The following is a 14,923-nucleotide window of genomic DNA, read 5'->3' on the forward strand; positions in this document are numbered from 1 at the left end:
CCCCCTGCCGGGGGCAACACCTGGGGCCCGGCGGAGCCGGTTCCCCGGTGTTACTGGCTTGGGACCGGGTCAGTTGGAGAGGGTGTCACCCTTGCGGACGTTCGCCGACGTAGATTTCTACGCGCCGGTTCTGCGCGCGACCGGCATCGGTGCTGTTGTCCGCAACCGGTTCGCGCGAGCCGCGGCCTTCGATGCGGAACGCGGTGGGAGGCACGCCGCGTGCGACGAGGTAGTCGCGCGTGGCTGCGGCACGCTCGATCGACAGCGGGTTGTTGATGGCATCTGTGCCGGTGCTGTCGGTGTGGCCGATGATGCGCACGTCGGCGTTCGGGTTGTTGCGCAGGCCGGTCGCGAACTGGTCGAGGATCGGCGAGAAGTTGGGCTTGATCGCCGCACGGCCCACGTCGAAGGAGATGTCGCTCGGGATCGCGAGCTTCAGCTCATTGTTGGGCGTCTGGGTCACGGCAACGCCGGTGCCGCGAGTGGCGGCTTCCATCTGACGCTTCTGGCTTTCCATGCGCTGGGACCACAGGTAGCCGCCTGCCGCACCCGCCAGTGCGCCGATGGCCGCACCGGTGCCGGCCTTGCCACCGGTCGCGCTGCCGATCGCCGCGCCGGCCAGTGCGCCGCCGCCGGCGCCGATTGCGGTGTTGCGTTGCGTGTCGCTCATGCCGGTCGCGCAGCCTGTGAGAACGATTGCTGCGGCACAGGTGGCGAGTACGAATTTTTTCATGTCAGTCCCTTTCGACCATGGATTCAAAGAGCGCCGATTATCCCGAGTGCTGCAAGTGAATCTGCCCGCCCAGACGTTTCCGCATGTAATGTTCCGATTTCGGTCATGGTCTGGAGAAGCGCGCCAAATCTCGCACGCCCGCTATCGAATAAATAGCGTGCAGGCGCACGCCGACATGCGCAAGCGCCATCGAACGACGCGACGTCAATCGCGCGGAGAAGGGTCCTTCGGTGCGGGCGCGTCTTCGGCGTCGGCATCGAGCTCGCCACGCTTGCGGCCGGAGAACATGGTCCACCAGATGATGAGGATGAACACGATTCCCGCGCCAAGTGCTTCAAGCAAAATCAGACCCATGAAAAAAGGACTCCAGTGGCTGGTTGGGCTCGCGATCGTAGCAACGCTCGCCGCCTGCTCGACCGGAACGCGGCAGCCCGAAGCGCCTGTCTTCACTCCGATACCGGGCCCCGGCGCCTCACGCGATCTGGGACCGCTCACCGGCTCGCTCGCGCATCCGAAGAGCCGGTGGGTGCCGGTCGCGTGGTCGGAGCTTCCCGGCTTCAACGAAGACGCGCTGCACGAGGGCTGGGTCGCCATGCTCTCCAATTGCACGCGTCCGAATGCCGCGTTCGCGCCGCTGTGCCGCGAGGTGCGTCAGCTGGCGCTCGCGGAAACCGCGGAGCAGCGTGAATGGATGATGCAGCGGCTGCAGCCCTTCCGGATCGAGTCGTACACCGGCCCCACGGACGGCAAGCTCACCAGCTACTACGAGCCGGTGTTCGAAGCCACGCGCAGGCCGACGGTGACCAACACCGTGCCGCTCTACCAGGCGCCTGCCGGGCTGGTGCCCAAGCGTCCCTGGTACACGCGGCAGGAAATCGACACGCTGCCGCAGGCCCAGTCCGCGCTGCGTGGCCGCGAGATCGCTTGGCTCGTGGACCCCATCGATGTCCTCATGCTCCACATCCAGGGCTCGGGGCGCCTTCGCATCACAGAGCCCGACGGCTCGCAGCGCACGGTGCGCGTGGCCTTCGCGGCCACCAACGAGCAACCCTATCGCAGCGTGCAGCAATGGCTGACGAACCAGGGCGTGACCAAGGTGAGCCTCTGGCCCGACGACACCAAGCTCTGGGTCGCGCAGAACCCGCAGCGCCTGTCGCAGCTGCTGTGGAGCAATCCCCGCTACGTGTTCTTTCGCGAAGAGCCGTTGAACGAGGTCGATGCGTCCTCGGGGCCGATCGGTGCGCAGGGCGTGCCGCTGACGGCCGGCCGCTCGATCGCGGTGGACCGCGACAGCATTCCCTACGGCACACCGGTCTGGCTCGCATCGCCGGGCCCGGCCGTCCCGCTGGCCAAGCTGGTGGTCGCGCAGGACACCGGCAGTGCCATCGTCGGCGCGGTTCGGGCGGATTACTTCGCCGGCACCGGTGCGGACGCGGGCCGCCTCGCCGCGCGCATGAACCAGCCGCTGCGGCTGTGGGCCTTGTGGCCGAAGTAGGCGGGGCCCGATGTTCGCGTGCGGCATGATCCGCGCATGCCGTAGCGGCGAGAAGACTCCATGAACCTCAACACTTTTTCCATCATCCTCGGCGGCGTGCTCCTGAATTCGGTGGCGCAGCTCCTGCTCAAGGCGGGAGCCAGGACACTGGGCTCGGTGTCCATGGGAAGCATGGCCTCGCTCTTCTCCACGGCCCTGAGCGCGGCCGCCCAGCCCTGGATCCTGCTGGGCTTGTTCTGCTACGTCGTGAGTGTCGGGCTGTGGATCGTCGCGCTGACCCGTGTGGACGTCACCATCGCCTATCCGATGCTGTCGATCGGCTACGTGGTCGCCGCGCTGCTCGCATGGCAGTTGCTCGGCGAGCCCCTGACCGCGGGCCGGATCCTCGGGATCGCCATCATCCTGGTCGGCGTCGTCGTGCTCGCCAGGAACTGAGCGCGGGCCCGCCGCGAAGACGGCACCCGCATCGGATGTCGCCTCCGCCGCTGCCTGCCTGCGTCAGAGCCCGATCACGCCACCGTCGTCCTTGGTGATCATCACCGTCGCCGAGCGCGGACGTGCCGTGCTGCCGCCCGCGCCGTAGGCGGTCACGCCGGCACCGTCGCCGGGCCAATGGCTTTCGTACTTGCTCGCGTCGGCAATGTTGGCAGCGGCCGTGTTCTCGCCGGGATGCTGGATGTTGATGAACAAGGCCTTGCCATCTGGCGATTCGGCCAGACCGGTGACTTCCGCACCGAGCGGCGCCGTGAGGAAGCGCTTGAAGATCGTGTCGTTCATCTTCTTGCCGGCGTAGGTCGTCACGGTCACCGGCCCCGTGCCCGCCGCGCCGGGCTTGCCGTTGGCCTGGTTGACCACGTCGATCTTGCCGCCGTCGCCGTAGGTGCCCGGCACTGCCGCCAGCAGCATGCAGTTGGTGACATCGGTGTAGGCGTTGTCGTCCGTCTCGATCCAGAGGATGCCGCTCGCGCGCGAGAACCAGCAACCGTCGGGCTTGGAGAAGTCGTTGAAGTCCGACAGGCCGGACAGGTTCACGTTCTTCTGGTAGTTCGCATCGTCCAGACCGGCATCGGCCTTGGCCTGGCTGCCGAACAGGAAGATGTCCCAGTTGAAAGTGGTGGCCGACGCATCGTTGCCGGTCTCGCGAATGCGCATGACCTGCCCGTTGACGTCGCCCTTGGAGACCGACGCCGCGGCGTTCTGCGTGGAGACGCCTTTGTTGTCGAGCCAGTAGCGCGGGAAGGCCGGGTCCACGTCGGGGTTCGGCACGTTGTTGCTGCTGGTCGTGCCGACCGAGCCGCGGTCCGGGTTCTCGGTCATCGTGATGTAGATCTCGCCGTTCCTCGGGTTCACGGCGGTCCATTCGGGCCGGTCGCACTTGGTGGCGCCGGCGGCATCGGCTGCGAGCCGTGCGTTGATGAGCACGTCGGCCAGGTCGGCGAAGGCGTAGGCGCTGTTGCCCGAGATGGCGCTGTTCGTCAGGTCGAGCTTGAGCCAGGTGCCCGAGCCATCGGCATTGAACTTGGCCGCATAGAGCGTGCCGTCGTCGAGGTACTTGCTGCCCGTCGCGAGGCGGTCGGCGGGATTCGCGTCCGCCGCGCTCCAGACGGCCTTCGAGACGTACTTGTAGACGTACTCGCTGCGCGAATCGTCGCCCATGTAGAAGGCCAGCGGCTTGCCGACGACCGGATTGCTCGGCCATGCGCCTTCGTGCGCGAAGCGGCCGAGGGCGGTGTGCTTGACGGGCGTCGACGTCGGGTTGTACGGATCGATCTCCACCACCCAGCCGAAGGTGTTGGCCGTGTTGCGGAAGTCGTCCGTGCCGTCGGTCGAGGCGCCGAGGCTGCTCGTGTCCCAGCGCGCGTATTCGGTGTTCGTGCCATCGGCCGGCACGACCGTGGCCCAGCGCTGGCCGCCAGGCGCGCCTTGCGCCAGGCCGATGCGCTTGAAAGCGACCAGTTCCTTGGCGCTGCGCTTCGCATCGTCCGCCGAGCCGCGGCGGAAGAAGCCCGCGAAGTTCTCCTCGCAGGTGAGGTAGGTGCCCCAGGGCGTGTAGCCCGAGGCGCAGTTGCCGATCATGCCGCGCGTGCCGGTGCCTGTCGGCGAGTACGCCGTCTTGAGCAATGCCGACCCGCGCGCCGGGCCGCCGAACTCCATCGGCGTGCGTGGCGTGACGCGGCGATTGAAAGTGGAGTTCTTGACCACGCCGAACTTGCCGCCCGACTTGGCGATCTCGACCACCGAAGCGCCATGCGCCTCGACTTCCTTCAGGGCTTCCGCTTCGGGGCGCGGGCCGGCGCTGGAAGCGATGTTGGTCTGCCCGTTCGGATGCATGAACATCACGGTGCCATTGATCGCCTCGTGGTTGATGCACATCAGCGCGCGCTCGGTGCTGCTGAGGGAGGGCTTGCTGTCGGGGGTCAGGCCGAAATAGTGCATGCCGTCATGCTGGTCGCCGCTGCGGCGGCCGAAGGTGTCGTCCGTGCCGTCGTTCTTGTAGTCGGTGACGGCCGGGTCGATCGAATCGCCGGTCGCGTAGATCACCGTGGCGGTGTAGCCGGCCGGCACGGTGATGCGGTCGGCCAGGTCCTTGCCGACGGCGGAGAAGCCCAGCTTGGGGTCGGCAGCGGGTGCGGGCGCCGGCGCGGGGGGAGGCGGTGCCGGTGCGGGTGCGGGCGGTGCGATGGGGAAGACGCCGTTGCTTCCGCCGCCACCGCAGGCGCTCAAGGCCAGCGGGCCGAGCGTCGCGGCCGTCAGTGCGCCGACGCCGCCGCGCAGCAGGTGGCGGCGATGCACGCGCGCCGCGATGACTTCATGCAGGCTGGTGTTCGAGGTCGGGTTGTTGTCCAGGTCGTCCGGGTCGATGTGGTTGTCGGGAGCGGGAGGCGTGGGAAGATTCTTCATTGGACAGGCTTTGCTGAGGGGAGCCTGACCATAGCGACGCAAGATGAAACTTTTGTTGCAGTGCTTCGCGCTTGCGCATTCGTGCCTCGTCTCAGGAGCGGTGTGCCACGGCGGATGCGCCGCCCTGGGTCGCGTGGACCGGCGCCGGCGGGTCGCTGTCCGGCACTTCCGGAATCCAGGGCTCGATGAGAGTGCCATGCAGTTCGTCGTCGTCCGCGGGCTGCGACACATCGACCAGCGTTGGCCAGACCGGTGCGCGCAGGAAATCCGCCATCGATGCCGCGGCCAGCGCGAACAGGATCAGGATCGCCAACACTTCGAACTCCCGCGCGCGGCCGGGATCGGCATCAGGTTTCACAGGGCTTCTCCTTGAATCATTCGCCATGCACGCATAACCGGTGCCACTGCACCACGCGCTGCCCGCAATAGTTCGCGACGACGCGGCCGGCCAGCTCCGCGTTGGCGGACACGTCCCATCGCCTGTCGATCCATTCCAGGGCCTCGTAGAGGTCATCCGGGTTGCCGTTCTGGTCGTACCTGTCCATCAGGGCGTTGGAGAGTTCGGGGTTGGAGCGTTCGTCTCCACTCGCCGCTTCCCTGCGCAGCGCATCGAACTTCGGGGCGTCCGGCGAAACGAACGCGGCGGTGCCCTTCGGCGCCGGATTCTTGATGGCGGCCTCGACATGTCCGACCGGCGTCTTCCAGACGAGCGCCACAAGGATGCAGATCGCCAGCGTGACCATGTAGCGCGGCGATGTCCTCCTCGCGGCCGTGGACAGGTATTCGATGGTGCGGTCGAACATCGGCAAACCTTTCTTCGGGAGAGCCCCGTGACTCGCGAGCGAGCGTAGAAGATCGCTCCCGGAATGGCGTCATCCGAAGCGATGACGAAGCGGCCCGGATCGCTGGTGAATTTGGTTTCGCGCTGATATCGACCAGGGGTCGCACTACCAGTTGCACGACCTGCGGCTGTTCAAGCTGCTATCCGGCGGCGAGTTGCGCGTCCTGCTGGCGCTCTCCCAGGGCCTGGGCGGCATGGAATCGGCGGAGATGCTCGGCATCAGCGAGCCGACCGTTCGCACCCACCTGCAGCGCATCTTCTCCAAGACGGGGACTTCCAGGCAGGCCGACCTCCTGAGTCTCCTGCATCGCTCGACGCCGCCTGTCAGGCCAGACGCCCGCGTGCATTGAGACGGTCGGGCGCTGGCGTGCCGGACGGAGCCTCCAACTCAGCTGCTGATCCAGGACCCGTGCAAGCCGGCAGGGACCCGGCGCGGAAGCACGATGCGGGCGACCGGCTCCGCGTCGAGATGCCGGGCGTCGAGCACCACGAAGCTTCCCTCAGGGCTGCTGGCCTGGTGCACGAAGCTCAGCACGAATCCGTCGGCTTCGCCGCGCCCATGGGGGTCGGCGACGAACACGGGTTCACACACCGTCGCGCCCGCGGCGAATCGATGGACGACCTTCTCTCCCGTCGCCAGGTCATACCTTGCGATGGCCTCGAATGCACCGCTCTGCTGCCGCTCGCCGGGCCTGGGATCGCGAAGTCCCACATAGCCATAGCGCGCCTTGCGTCCCAGGTAGGCCGGATTGATGCGCCCAAACTCGCAGGCCTGGTCGTCCAACGCGTGGTCTTCCACCGCACCGGTCGCGGTGTGGATGACGAGCCTGTGCAGTTCCAGTCGCTTCGAACGCGCAGTGAGGGAGAAAGCGTCGTACCAGGGGAACACCACCTCGATGCGATCGCCTTGCTCGAATGCATTGACCGTGTGCCAATTAAAGAACGGGGGACCCTTGATCCACTTCACTTCGTTGGCGACCTTCGCATCCCGCGGCACCAGGGCGATCATCGTTCCGCGCTCGGGCTCCCATTCGGCCGGCGGGCCCTTGCCCGAGAGGTCGAAGACCAGCGGGCAGAAGAAGGCGATCACATGGCGTTCGGTGATCGCAATGTCGTGGACCATCGCCTTCCAGGGCGCACGGAAGGGAACGACCCGGTCGAGCACCCCGGCGGCACTGGCGCGTGTGTAGAGCATGTCGCCGGTGTGCAGGTCGTACTCGATCGACAGCAACTCATGCGTCCGCGGGTCGATCTTCGGATGCGCCGACATGTGGCCAGGGAGCTTCCCGCCGAAATCGAAGGCACCGACGGTATTGAGATTTCCGTCGACGAGGTAGGGCGCGCCGCCTTCGTACAAGGCCAGGTAGCGCCCGGCGTGATGAATGACGTTGGTGTTCGCCAGGTTGGCATGGGGCGGCGCCGAGAAGGTCGAGTTGTAGAGGCGACGGCCGGCGGCCCGCTCTTCCAGCAACTCCTTCGTCCGTACCCAGCGGTTGCGGTAGCGGGCGCGCCCGTCCTGCACGAACACCGCGTGCAGCATGCCGGTGCCGTCGAAGGGGTAGCCGTAGTGCGCGTCGGGTTCGAATTCCGGGTTCGGGCCGTTGCGCATGAAAGCCCCATTCAGGCCCTTGGGCCATTCGCCTTCGATGTGCAGGTCGATGTCGTCCCGCTCATCGAATACCGGCGCGAACGCGCCTTGAAGAAACGGGTTCTCGCTGGTCCACTCGGGCGGCCGGTCGTCCATCACGGACGCCGCATGCACGCTGGCCGCGCTCAAGCTGGCGGGAACGGTCAAAGCCATGGCGGCCCCTTTCAATAGAAACTCGCGTCGGTCGCGGTCAAATTGGCTGTTCATTCGGCCTCCTGCATTTCAATCTTGCCGACACAGGAATGTTAGGGAGCACCGCTTCGTCTGTCGTTGACTGCGCGTCCCATGTCTGTTCCGCCTGATTCAAAGGTGGGAAACTCGGCCCCTCATGAGTGAGCGATCAGTGCCCCAGGACAGGGTCGGTTCGCATGAAGGCGAGGCGGCGCGTGTCGTTTCGCCCATCACTTTCGACGCCAGCCTGCCGGACCCGGCTGTGGAATCTCGGGCCTCACCTCCTGACAACGGGCGACTACACGCCGATGATCTCGAAGCGAACGGCCCGGCTCGCACGGGCTGACCAGTTCAACCATTCAAGGTGTCACGCAGCACGCTGTACCGCCTGTTCGAGGCGCGTGGCGGCGTCGCCGACTACATCAAGGAGCGCAGACTGAAGCGCATCCACGCGGCCATCGTCGCGCCTGAACATGCCACGCGACAACTCGTTGGTATCGCCGAGGAGTTCGGGCTCGTCGACGCCTCCCACTTCAGTCGCATCTTTCGGCGGCACTTCGGCTACAGCCCAAGCGAGGCGCGGGCGCAGGCGCCGATTTCGTCACGGCTGCTTTCAGCGAGTTCGGATGCGCGTGCGTACTACGAGCACGTGCGTGCGCTGCAGCGCTGAGGCGCTGATCGAACCGACATGTTCAGGCGGACTTTTTCGTTCGCGCATTCTTTTTGGCTGCTCGAACGTGAGGGCTCATGCCCTGCCGGACTGTGCAGACCTTGGCCTTTCTCTACCTGCGCGCCAATGCCGCCTCCTGCGGCAGCGGCAACGCCGTCTTGTAGCGCACCTGCTTCAACGCAAAGCTCGACCGAATCTTCTCGATCCCGGCAATCGGCGTGAGCTGCTCGAGGATGAATTTCTCCAGCGCCGCAATGTCCGCCACCGCGACCCGAATCAGGTAGTCGCTGTCCCCCGTCATCAGATAGCACTCCATCACCTCGTCGTGCTCCGCAATGCGCTGCTCGAAGTCCGCCAGCGATTGCTTGCTCTGCGTCTTGAGGCTGATCGAGATGAACACATTCAGCCCGAGCCCCAGCGCCGTCGCACTGGCCAGCGCGACGTAGCGCTGGATCACACCGGTGTTTTCGAGCGCCTTGACGCGCGCCAGGCAGGGCGAGGGCGACAGGTGGACCCGGCGCGCAAGCTCCACATTCGAAAGCGCGCCATCGCGTTGCAGTTCGTCCAGAATGCGGAGGTCTATGGTGTCGAGTTGCATGAAATGCTGCGAAAGGGGGGAATCGCGGCATTCTATGTGGCCGCTATGCGTGTAAATGCCATGAAACAGCATCCCATTTCAAATCTCGCGGCCTAAAGTGCGGTTCATGAACGCCCCGATGTCCCCCGACCAAATGCGCGCATTGCTCGACATGTCCCTCCACGATGCCGACCCCGTCGAAACCGCCGAATGGCGCGACGCCTTCGTCGCGCTGGCCGAGACGCACGGCCCCGAGCGTGCCCGCTGGATGCTCGACGAACTCGCGCGGATGGCCCGGGCGCAGCGCATCGGCTGGCAGCCCGAACTCTCGACGCCGTACGTCAACACCATCGCCCCCGAAGCGCAGCCCGCCTTCCCGGGCGATCTCGCGATCGAGGAGCGGCTGGCGTCGTTGATGCGGTGGAACGCGCTCGCGATGGTCGTGCGCGCCAACCAGGCGTATGGCGAACTCGGCGGCCACATCGCCAGCTATGCCAGTGCGGCGGACCTGTTCGAGACGGGCTTCAACCACTTCTTCCATGCGCGGACCGAGACGCATCGCGGCGACCTCGTCTTCTTCCAGCCGCACAGCGCACCGGGCGTGTACGCGCGCGCCTTCCTCGAAGGCCGCCTCAGCGAGGAAGACCTGACCCACTACCGCCAGGAACTCACCGCGCCCGCCTTCACAGAGGGCAAGGGCGCACGAGGGCTCAGCAGCTATCCGCATCCATACCTGATGCCGGACTTCTGGCAGTTCCCGACAGGCTCGATGGGCATCGGCCCGATCAGCTCGATCTACCACGCGCGCTTCATGCGCTACCTCACGCACCGCAACCTGCTCGATTGCGAAGGCCGCAAGGTCTGGGGCGTGTTCGGCGACGGCGAGATGGACGAGCCAGAGTCCATGAGCGCGCTGACGCTCGCTGCGCGCGAGAAGCTCGACAACCTCGTGTGGGTGGTCAACTGCAACCTGCAGCGCCTCGACGGACCGGTGCGCGGCAACGGCCGCATCATCGACGAGCTGGAGAAGCTCTTTGCCGGCGCCGGCTGGAACGTGATCAAGCTCGTGTGGGGCAGCGACTGGGACGGCCTTTTCGCGCGCGACGTGAACGGCGCCCTGGTGCGCGCCTTCGCCAACACGGTCGACGGCCAGATGCAGACCTTTGCCGCCAAGGACGGCCGCTACAACCGCGACACCTTCTTCGGCCAGGACGAGGAACTCGTGCGGCTTGCCCAGGGCATGACCGACGAGCAGATCGACCGCCTCAAGCGCGGCGGCCACGACCTCGTGAAGATCCACGCCGCCTACGCCGCGGCTGCCGCCCACCAGGGCCAGCCGACGGTGATCCTCGCCCACACGAAGAAGGGCTACGGCATGGGCACCGCGGGGCAGGGCAAGATGACCACGCACTCGCAGAAGAAGCTGGACGACACGGACCTCATCGAATTCCGCAACCGCTTCAACCTGCCGCTCACCGACGAGCAGGCGACGCAGGCTGCCTTCTACAAGCCGGCCGACAACAGCCCTGAGATGCACTACCTGCTGGGCCGCCGGGCCGCGCTCGGCGGCAGCATGCCGCGCCGGGAGACCGCATGCGAAGTGGTGGCCAAGCCCGACATTGCGGCCTATGCGCAGTTCGCGGTGGCCGCCGCCGGCAAGGAGATGAGCACCACCATGGCCTTTGTGCGCGTGCTGGGCAATCTCATGAAGGACAAGACGCTCGGCCCGCGCGTGGTGCCCATCGTCGCCGACGAGGCGCGCACCTTCGGCATGGCCAACCTCTTCAAGCAGGTCGGCATCTATTCGAGCGTGGGCCAGCGCTACGCGCCGGAAGACATCGGCTCGGTGCTCTCGTACCGCGAGGCGACGGACGGCCAGATCCTGGAAGAAGGCATCAGCGAGGCCGGCGCCATCGCGAGCTGGACGGCCGCGGCCACCAGCTACAGCGTGCACGGGCTGGCGATGCTGCCGTTCTATATCTACTACTCGATGTTCGGCTTCCAGCGCGTGGGCGACCAGATCTGGGCCGCCGCCGACCAGCGGCCGCGCGGCTTCCTGCTCGGCGCGACCTCGGGGCGCACCACGCTGGGCGGCGAGGGCCTGCAGCACCAGGATGGATCGAGCCACCTCATCGCTGCGACCATTCCGAACTGCAAGGCGTACGACCCGGCCTTCGCCGGCGAGATGGCGGTCATCGTCGATGCGGGCATCCGCGAGATGCTGGTCGAGCAGAAGGACGTCTTCTATTACGTCACGCTCATGAACGAGAACTACGCCCAGCCGGACCTGCCGGCCGGCGCGGAGGCCGATGTGCTGCGCGGTTGCTATCGCTTCGATGGATGGAAGAAAGCGCAGCCCGCATCCGACGGCGCGCAAGTGACGCTGCTGGGCTCCGGCGCGATCCTCACCGAGGTTCTCAAGGCTGCGCAATTGCTGGCGGACGAGGGCATCTCCGCCGAGGTGTTCAGCGTCACGAGCTGGAGCGAGCTGGCCCGTGATGGCCGCGCCTGCGAGGCGCGCGCGCTGGCGGGCGATGCCGAACCGGGCACGCCTTTCATCGCGAAGCAACTGGCCAGCGGTGTCGGCCCCGTGATCGCGGCGACCGATTACGTGCGCGCCGTGCCCGAGAGCGTCCGCGCCTTCCTGCCGGAAGGCCGCCGCTATCTCACGCTCGGCACCGACGGCTTCGGCCGCAGCGACACCCGCGCCGCGCTGCGCCAGTTCTTCGGTGTCGATGCGCAGAGCATCGTCCGGGCGGCACGGCACGCGCTGTCGCCGCGCTGATCCGCCCTGCCCGCGCCGTCACGAGGGGTTAGTCCCGTTGTGACGCGGGCGCGCGGATTTCTATGATGATTCCCTGACCCGCACGGCAGCCAAGGCTGCCGGCGCGGACGTCAGCCCGTTTCTTGCGTGCTGGCCTCCTTCGAACCCTCGGGAACATTCATGAACAAAGCAGGACTCATCGGCCTGGGCGCCATGGGCGCAGGCATCGCGGGAACGCTGCGCGACAAGGGCTACGAGATGCACGTGTGCGACGTGCGCCCCGGTGCGGCGGTGCGCTTCGCCGAACAGGGCGGTGTCGCGTGGGCCACGCCCGCGCAGGTCGCGGCCGCGTGCGACGTGGTCATCTCCGTCGTGGTCAACGCGCAGCAGACCGAAGCCGTGCTCTTCGGCGAAGGCGGCGCGGCGGCCGCGATGAAGCCCGGCAGCGTCTTCGTGATGTGCTCGACCGTCGACCCCAACTGGTCGATCGCGCTCGAGGAGCGCCTGAACGCCGCCGGCATCCACTACATCGACGCGCCCATCTCCGGCGGCGCGGCCAAGGCGGCGAGCGGCCAGATGACGATGATGAGCTCCGCCCGGCCCGACGCCTACGCAAAGGCCGATGCGGTGCTCGACGCGATGGCCGGCAAGGTGTACCGCCTGGGCGACAAGGCCGGTGCGGGCAGCAAGGTCAAGATCATCAACCAGCTGCTCGCCGGTGTGCACATCGCGGCGGCGGCCGAAGCCATGGCGCTGGGCCTGCGCGAAGGCGTCGCGCCCGATGCGCTCTATGAAGTCATCACGCACAGCGCCGGCAACAGCTGGATGTTCGAGAACCGCATGGCCCACGTGCTGGCCGGCGACTACACGCCGCTCTCGGCGGTCGACATTTTCGTGAAGGACCTGGGGCTGGTGCTCGACACCGCGCGGGCGAGCAAGTTTCCGTTGCCGCTCGCGTCCACCGCGCACCAGATGTTCATGCAGGCTTCGACGGCGGGCTTCGCGAAGGAGGACGACAGCGCGGTCATCAAGATCTTCCCGGGCATCGAACTGCCCGCCTCCGACGCGTCGGGAAAGGAGGGGAAGCCATGAGCCTCCTGCTGGGTTGTATTGCCGACGACTTCACGGGCGCGACCGATCTCGCCAACAACCTGGTGCGCGCGGGCATGCGCGTGGTGCAGACCATCGGCGTGCCGGACTCGCCGCTGGCGGCCGAGGTGGATGCGGTGGTGGTCGCGCTCAAGTCGCGCACCATCGCGCCGACTGACGCGGTGGCGCAGTCGCTCGCTGCGCTGCGCTGGCTGAAGGCGCAGGGCGCGCGGCAGATCTACTTCAAGTACTGTTCCACCTTCGACAGCACTGCGCAGGGCAACATCGGCCCGGTCACCGAGGCGTTGATGGATGCGATGGCCTGTGACTTCACCATCGCCACGCCGGCCTTTCCGGACAACAAGCGGACTGTTTTCAAGGGCTACCTGTTCGCGGGGGACGTGCTGCTCAACGAAAGCGGCATGCAGAACCATCCGCTCACGCCCATGACCGATTCGAACCTCGTGCGCGTCATGCAGGCGCAGACGCGGCGCAAGGTGGGGTTGATCGACTACGCCACGGTCGCGAAGGGTGCGGCCGCGATCGGCGAGCGCATCGCGCAACTGCGCAGTGAAGGCGTGGGGGTCGCGATCGTCGATGCAATCTCCAACGACGACCTGATGCGGCTCGGGCCGGCACTCGCGGACATGGCGCTGGTCACGGCCGGGTCAGGCGTGGCGATCGGGCTGCCGCCGAATTTCGGCATCGCGCCTTCGTCCGCCGCCAGCGTGCTGCCTGCGGCGAGTGGGTTGCGGGCGGTGGTCTCGGGCAGTTGCTCGCTGGCCACCAACCGGCAGGTGGCGGACTTCATCGCATCGGGCCGTCCGGCACTGGCGATCGATCCCTTGCAGCTTGCTTCCGGCATCGACGTGGTTGCACAGGCCTTGGCCTGGGCGGCGCCGCTCATCGACCAGGGTCCGGTGCTGATCTATTCGACCGCGGACCCCTCGGTCGTCAAGTCGGTGCAAGGTCGCCTGGGTTCCGCGGAAGCGGGCGCGATGGTCGAGGAAGCCATTGCCGCCATCGCCCGCGGCCTGGTCGAACGCGGCGTGCGGCAACTGGTGGTGGCGGGCGGCGAAACCTCGGGTGCGGTGGTGCAGGCGCTCGGCATCGCGCAGTTGCAGATCGGCGCGCAGATCGACCCTGGCGTGCCGTGGTGCCACGCGGCCAGCGAAGCCGCTGGCGGGGCCGGCCTTCACATCACACTCAAGTCGGGCAACTTCGGCACCGACGATTTCTTCGGCAAAGCCTTTAAAGTCATCGAATGAACGAGAGCCAAGCCCGCGAAGAGATCTGCCGCATCGGCCGCAGCCTCTTCGAGCGCGGCTACGTGCATGCCACGGCCGGCAACATCAGCGTGCGCCTGGACCATGGTTTCCTGATTACGCCGACCGACGCCTGCCTCGGCTTTCTCGATCCGGCCAAGCTCGCGCGGCTGGACGCGAACCTGCACCAGACCCACGGCGACCTCGCGAGCAAGACCATCGCGCTGCATGCGCGCATCTACGGCGCGGCGACGCAGTTCGACGCGGGCACGCGCTGCGTGATCCACACGCACAGCACCCATTGCGTGGCGCTCACGCTGAATGCGCCTGGCGTCGAACTGCTTCCGCCGCTGACGCCGTATTTCGTGATGAAGGTGGGCCACGTGCCTGTGATTCCCTACCACCGCCCGGGCGCGCCGGAGGCTGCTGCGCTGGTGGCGCACACCATCGAGCGCTATGGCTCGCAGGGCACGCCGATCCGCGCCGTGATGCTCGATCGCCTCGGCCCGAACGTCTGGCACGACACGCCCGCCGCGGCGATGGCCGTGCTGGAAGAACTGGAAGAGACCGCGAAGCTCTGGCTTCTGTCCGGCCAGGCGAAGCAGGTGCCGCCGGAGCCGCTGGGCCCGCACCAGATCAACGACCTGCGCCGCAATTTCGGCGCACGCTGGTGACTGTGATCGCCCCCAGCCTCGCCCACTTCGTGTGGTTCGGGCACCCCCTTCCGGGGGCAGCCCCTGCGGTCCGGCGGAGCCGGTTCCGCGGGGTT

The 14,923-nt window shown here is 67.0% G+C and carries 15 protein-coding genes; 8 read left to right on the top strand and 7 right to left on the bottom strand.

Translation table 11 applies throughout. The features are described 5' to 3' along the window. Positions 1-85: 85 nt before the first annotated feature. Both ACSFBL_RS18935 and ACSFBL_RS18940 read right to left on the bottom strand, forming a co-directional pair. Positions 86-733 (bottom strand): YiaD family glycine zipper/OmpA-like lipoprotein, encoded by a 648-nt coding sequence (locus ACSFBL_RS18935; protein WP_435517332.1) that lies wholly within the window; start codon positions 731-733, stop codon positions 86-88. A gap of 204 nt (positions 734-937) precedes the next feature. Beyond that, positions 938-1,087 carry a hypothetical protein gene (locus tag ACSFBL_RS18940; protein WP_435517333.1) on the bottom strand — a complete coding sequence of 50 codons (150 nt, stop codon included), beginning with the start codon at positions 1,085-1,087 and terminating at the stop codon, positions 938-940. Here ACSFBL_RS18940 and mltA point away from each other — a divergent pair. Beyond that, a complete protein-coding gene (gene mltA, locus ACSFBL_RS18945; protein ID WP_435517334.1) occupies positions 1,086-2,228 on the top strand; it encodes a murein transglycosylase A in 1,143 nt (380 codons plus the stop codon). The genes ACSFBL_RS18940 and mltA overlap by 2 nt on opposite strands. Positions 2,229-2,288: 60 nt before the next feature. Then, the gene (locus tag ACSFBL_RS18950) at positions 2,289-2,663 is read left to right on the top strand and encodes an SMR family transporter (protein WP_435517335.1); all 375 of its coding nucleotides are present in this window, start codon (positions 2,289-2,291) and stop codon (positions 2,661-2,663) included. A gap of 63 nt (positions 2,664-2,726) precedes the next feature. Here ACSFBL_RS18950 and ACSFBL_RS18955 read toward each other — a convergent pair whose 3' ends face one another. The 3 genes from ACSFBL_RS18955 to ACSFBL_RS18965 form a co-directional block, all read right to left on the bottom strand. Further along, on the bottom strand, positions 2,727-5,129 hold the full coding sequence (locus ACSFBL_RS18955) for a PhoX family protein (RefSeq protein WP_435517336.1): 2,403 nt from the start codon (positions 5,127-5,129) through the stop codon (positions 2,727-2,729). A gap of 91 nt (positions 5,130-5,220) precedes the next feature. Continuing rightward, on the bottom strand, positions 5,221-5,487 hold the full coding sequence (locus ACSFBL_RS18960) for a hypothetical protein (RefSeq protein ID WP_435517337.1): 267 nt from the start codon (positions 5,485-5,487) through the stop codon (positions 5,221-5,223). A gap of 16 nt (positions 5,488-5,503) precedes the next feature. Then, on the bottom strand, positions 5,504-5,932 hold the full coding sequence (locus ACSFBL_RS18965) for a hypothetical protein (protein ID WP_435517338.1): 429 nt from the start codon (positions 5,930-5,932) through the stop codon (positions 5,504-5,506). Between the two features lie 151 nt (positions 5,933-6,083). Here ACSFBL_RS18965 and ACSFBL_RS18970 point away from each other — a divergent pair, with 151 nt between their 5' ends. Continuing rightward, a complete protein-coding gene (locus ACSFBL_RS18970) occupies positions 6,084-6,320 on the top strand; it encodes a response regulator transcription factor (protein ID WP_435517339.1) in 237 nt (78 codons plus the stop codon). Positions 6,321-6,358: 38 nt separating this feature from the next. Here ACSFBL_RS18970 and ACSFBL_RS18975 read toward each other — a convergent pair whose 3' ends face one another. Further along, a complete protein-coding gene (locus ACSFBL_RS18975) occupies positions 6,359-7,825 on the bottom strand; it encodes a carotenoid oxygenase family protein (protein ID WP_435517340.1) in 1,467 nt (488 codons plus the stop codon). A gap of 328 nt (positions 7,826-8,153) precedes the next feature. Here ACSFBL_RS18975 and ACSFBL_RS18980 point away from each other — a divergent pair, with 328 nt between their 5' ends. Continuing rightward, positions 8,154-8,459: a helix-turn-helix domain-containing protein gene (locus ACSFBL_RS18980; protein WP_435517341.1), complete on the top strand. Its 306-nt coding sequence runs from the start codon at positions 8,154-8,156 to the stop codon at positions 8,457-8,459. Positions 8,460-8,571: 112 nt separating this feature from the next. On the opposite strand, the gene ACSFBL_RS18985 is transcribed toward ACSFBL_RS18980, so the two are convergent. Continuing rightward, on the bottom strand, positions 8,572-9,057 hold the full coding sequence (locus ACSFBL_RS18985; protein ID WP_435517342.1) for an Lrp/AsnC family transcriptional regulator: 486 nt from the start codon (positions 9,055-9,057) through the stop codon (positions 8,572-8,574). Positions 9,058-9,163: 106 nt separating this feature from the next. On the opposite strand from ACSFBL_RS18985, the gene mdeB reads away from it, so the two are divergent. The 4 genes from mdeB to ACSFBL_RS19005 all read left to right on the top strand — a co-directional run bounded on the left by mdeB (position 9,164) and on the right by ACSFBL_RS19005 (position 14,828). After that, entirely contained in the window at positions 9,164-11,821 is a 2,658-nt protein-coding gene (mdeB, locus tag ACSFBL_RS18990) for an alpha-ketoglutarate dehydrogenase (protein WP_435517343.1), read from the top strand. Between the two features lie 159 nt (positions 11,822-11,980). Then, positions 11,981-12,892, top strand: coding sequence for an L-threonate dehydrogenase (gene ltnD / locus ACSFBL_RS18995; RefSeq protein WP_435517344.1), 912 nt, complete (start codon positions 11,981-11,983; stop codon positions 12,890-12,892). Next, positions 12,889-14,157 (top strand): 3-oxo-tetronate kinase, encoded by a 1,269-nt coding sequence (gene otnK / locus ACSFBL_RS19000; protein ID WP_435517345.1) that lies wholly within the window; start codon positions 12,889-12,891, stop codon positions 14,155-14,157. Before ltnD ends, otnK begins: the two co-directional genes overlap by 4 nt. After that, the gene (locus ACSFBL_RS19005) at positions 14,154-14,828 is read left to right on the top strand and encodes a class II aldolase/adducin family protein (protein WP_435517346.1); all 675 of its coding nucleotides are present in this window, start codon (positions 14,154-14,156) and stop codon (positions 14,826-14,828) included. The genes otnK and ACSFBL_RS19005 overlap by 4 nt, the downstream gene beginning before the upstream one ends. The last annotated feature ends 95 nt before the right edge of the window (positions 14,829-14,923 follow it).

Origin of the sequence: Variovorax glacialis, assembly GCF_051216375.1 — a bacterium.
In the GTDB taxonomy this organism is placed as follows: Bacteria; Pseudomonadota; Gammaproteobacteria; order Burkholderiales; family Burkholderiaceae_C; genus Variovorax.

Coding starts and splice junctions, on each gene's coding strand:
- ACSFBL_RS18935 (WP_435517332.1), bottom strand. CDS start 733: ATGAAAAAATTCGTACTCGCCACCTGTGCCGCAGCAATCGTTCTCACA.
- mltA (WP_435517334.1), top strand. CDS start 1,086: ATGAAAAAAGGACTCCAGTGGCTGGTTGGGCTCGCGATCGTAGCAACG.
- ACSFBL_RS18940 (WP_435517333.1), bottom strand. CDS start 1,087: ATGGGTCTGATTTTGCTTGAAGCACTTGGCGCGGGAATCGTGTTCATC.
- ACSFBL_RS18950 (WP_435517335.1), top strand. CDS start 2,289: ATGAACCTCAACACTTTTTCCATCATCCTCGGCGGCGTGCTCCTGAAT.
- ACSFBL_RS18955 (WP_435517336.1), bottom strand. CDS start 5,129: ATGAAGAATCTTCCCACGCCTCCCGCTCCCGACAACCACATCGACCCG.
- ACSFBL_RS18965 (WP_435517338.1), bottom strand. CDS start 5,932: ATGTTCGACCGCACCATCGAATACCTGTCCACGGCCGCGAGGAGGACA.
- ACSFBL_RS18975 (WP_435517340.1), bottom strand. CDS start 7,825: ATGAACAGCCAATTTGACCGCGACCGACGCGAGTTTCTATTGAAAGGG.
- ACSFBL_RS18985 (WP_435517342.1), bottom strand. CDS start 9,057: ATGCAACTCGACACCATAGACCTCCGCATTCTGGACGAACTGCAACGC.
- mdeB (WP_435517343.1), top strand. CDS start 9,164: ATGAACGCCCCGATGTCCCCCGACCAAATGCGCGCATTGCTCGACATG.
- ltnD (WP_435517344.1), top strand. CDS start 11,981: ATGAACAAAGCAGGACTCATCGGCCTGGGCGCCATGGGCGCAGGCATC.
- otnK (WP_435517345.1), top strand. CDS start 12,889: ATGAGCCTCCTGCTGGGTTGTATTGCCGACGACTTCACGGGCGCGACC.
- ACSFBL_RS19005 (WP_435517346.1), top strand. CDS start 14,154: ATGAACGAGAGCCAAGCCCGCGAAGAGATCTGCCGCATCGGCCGCAGC.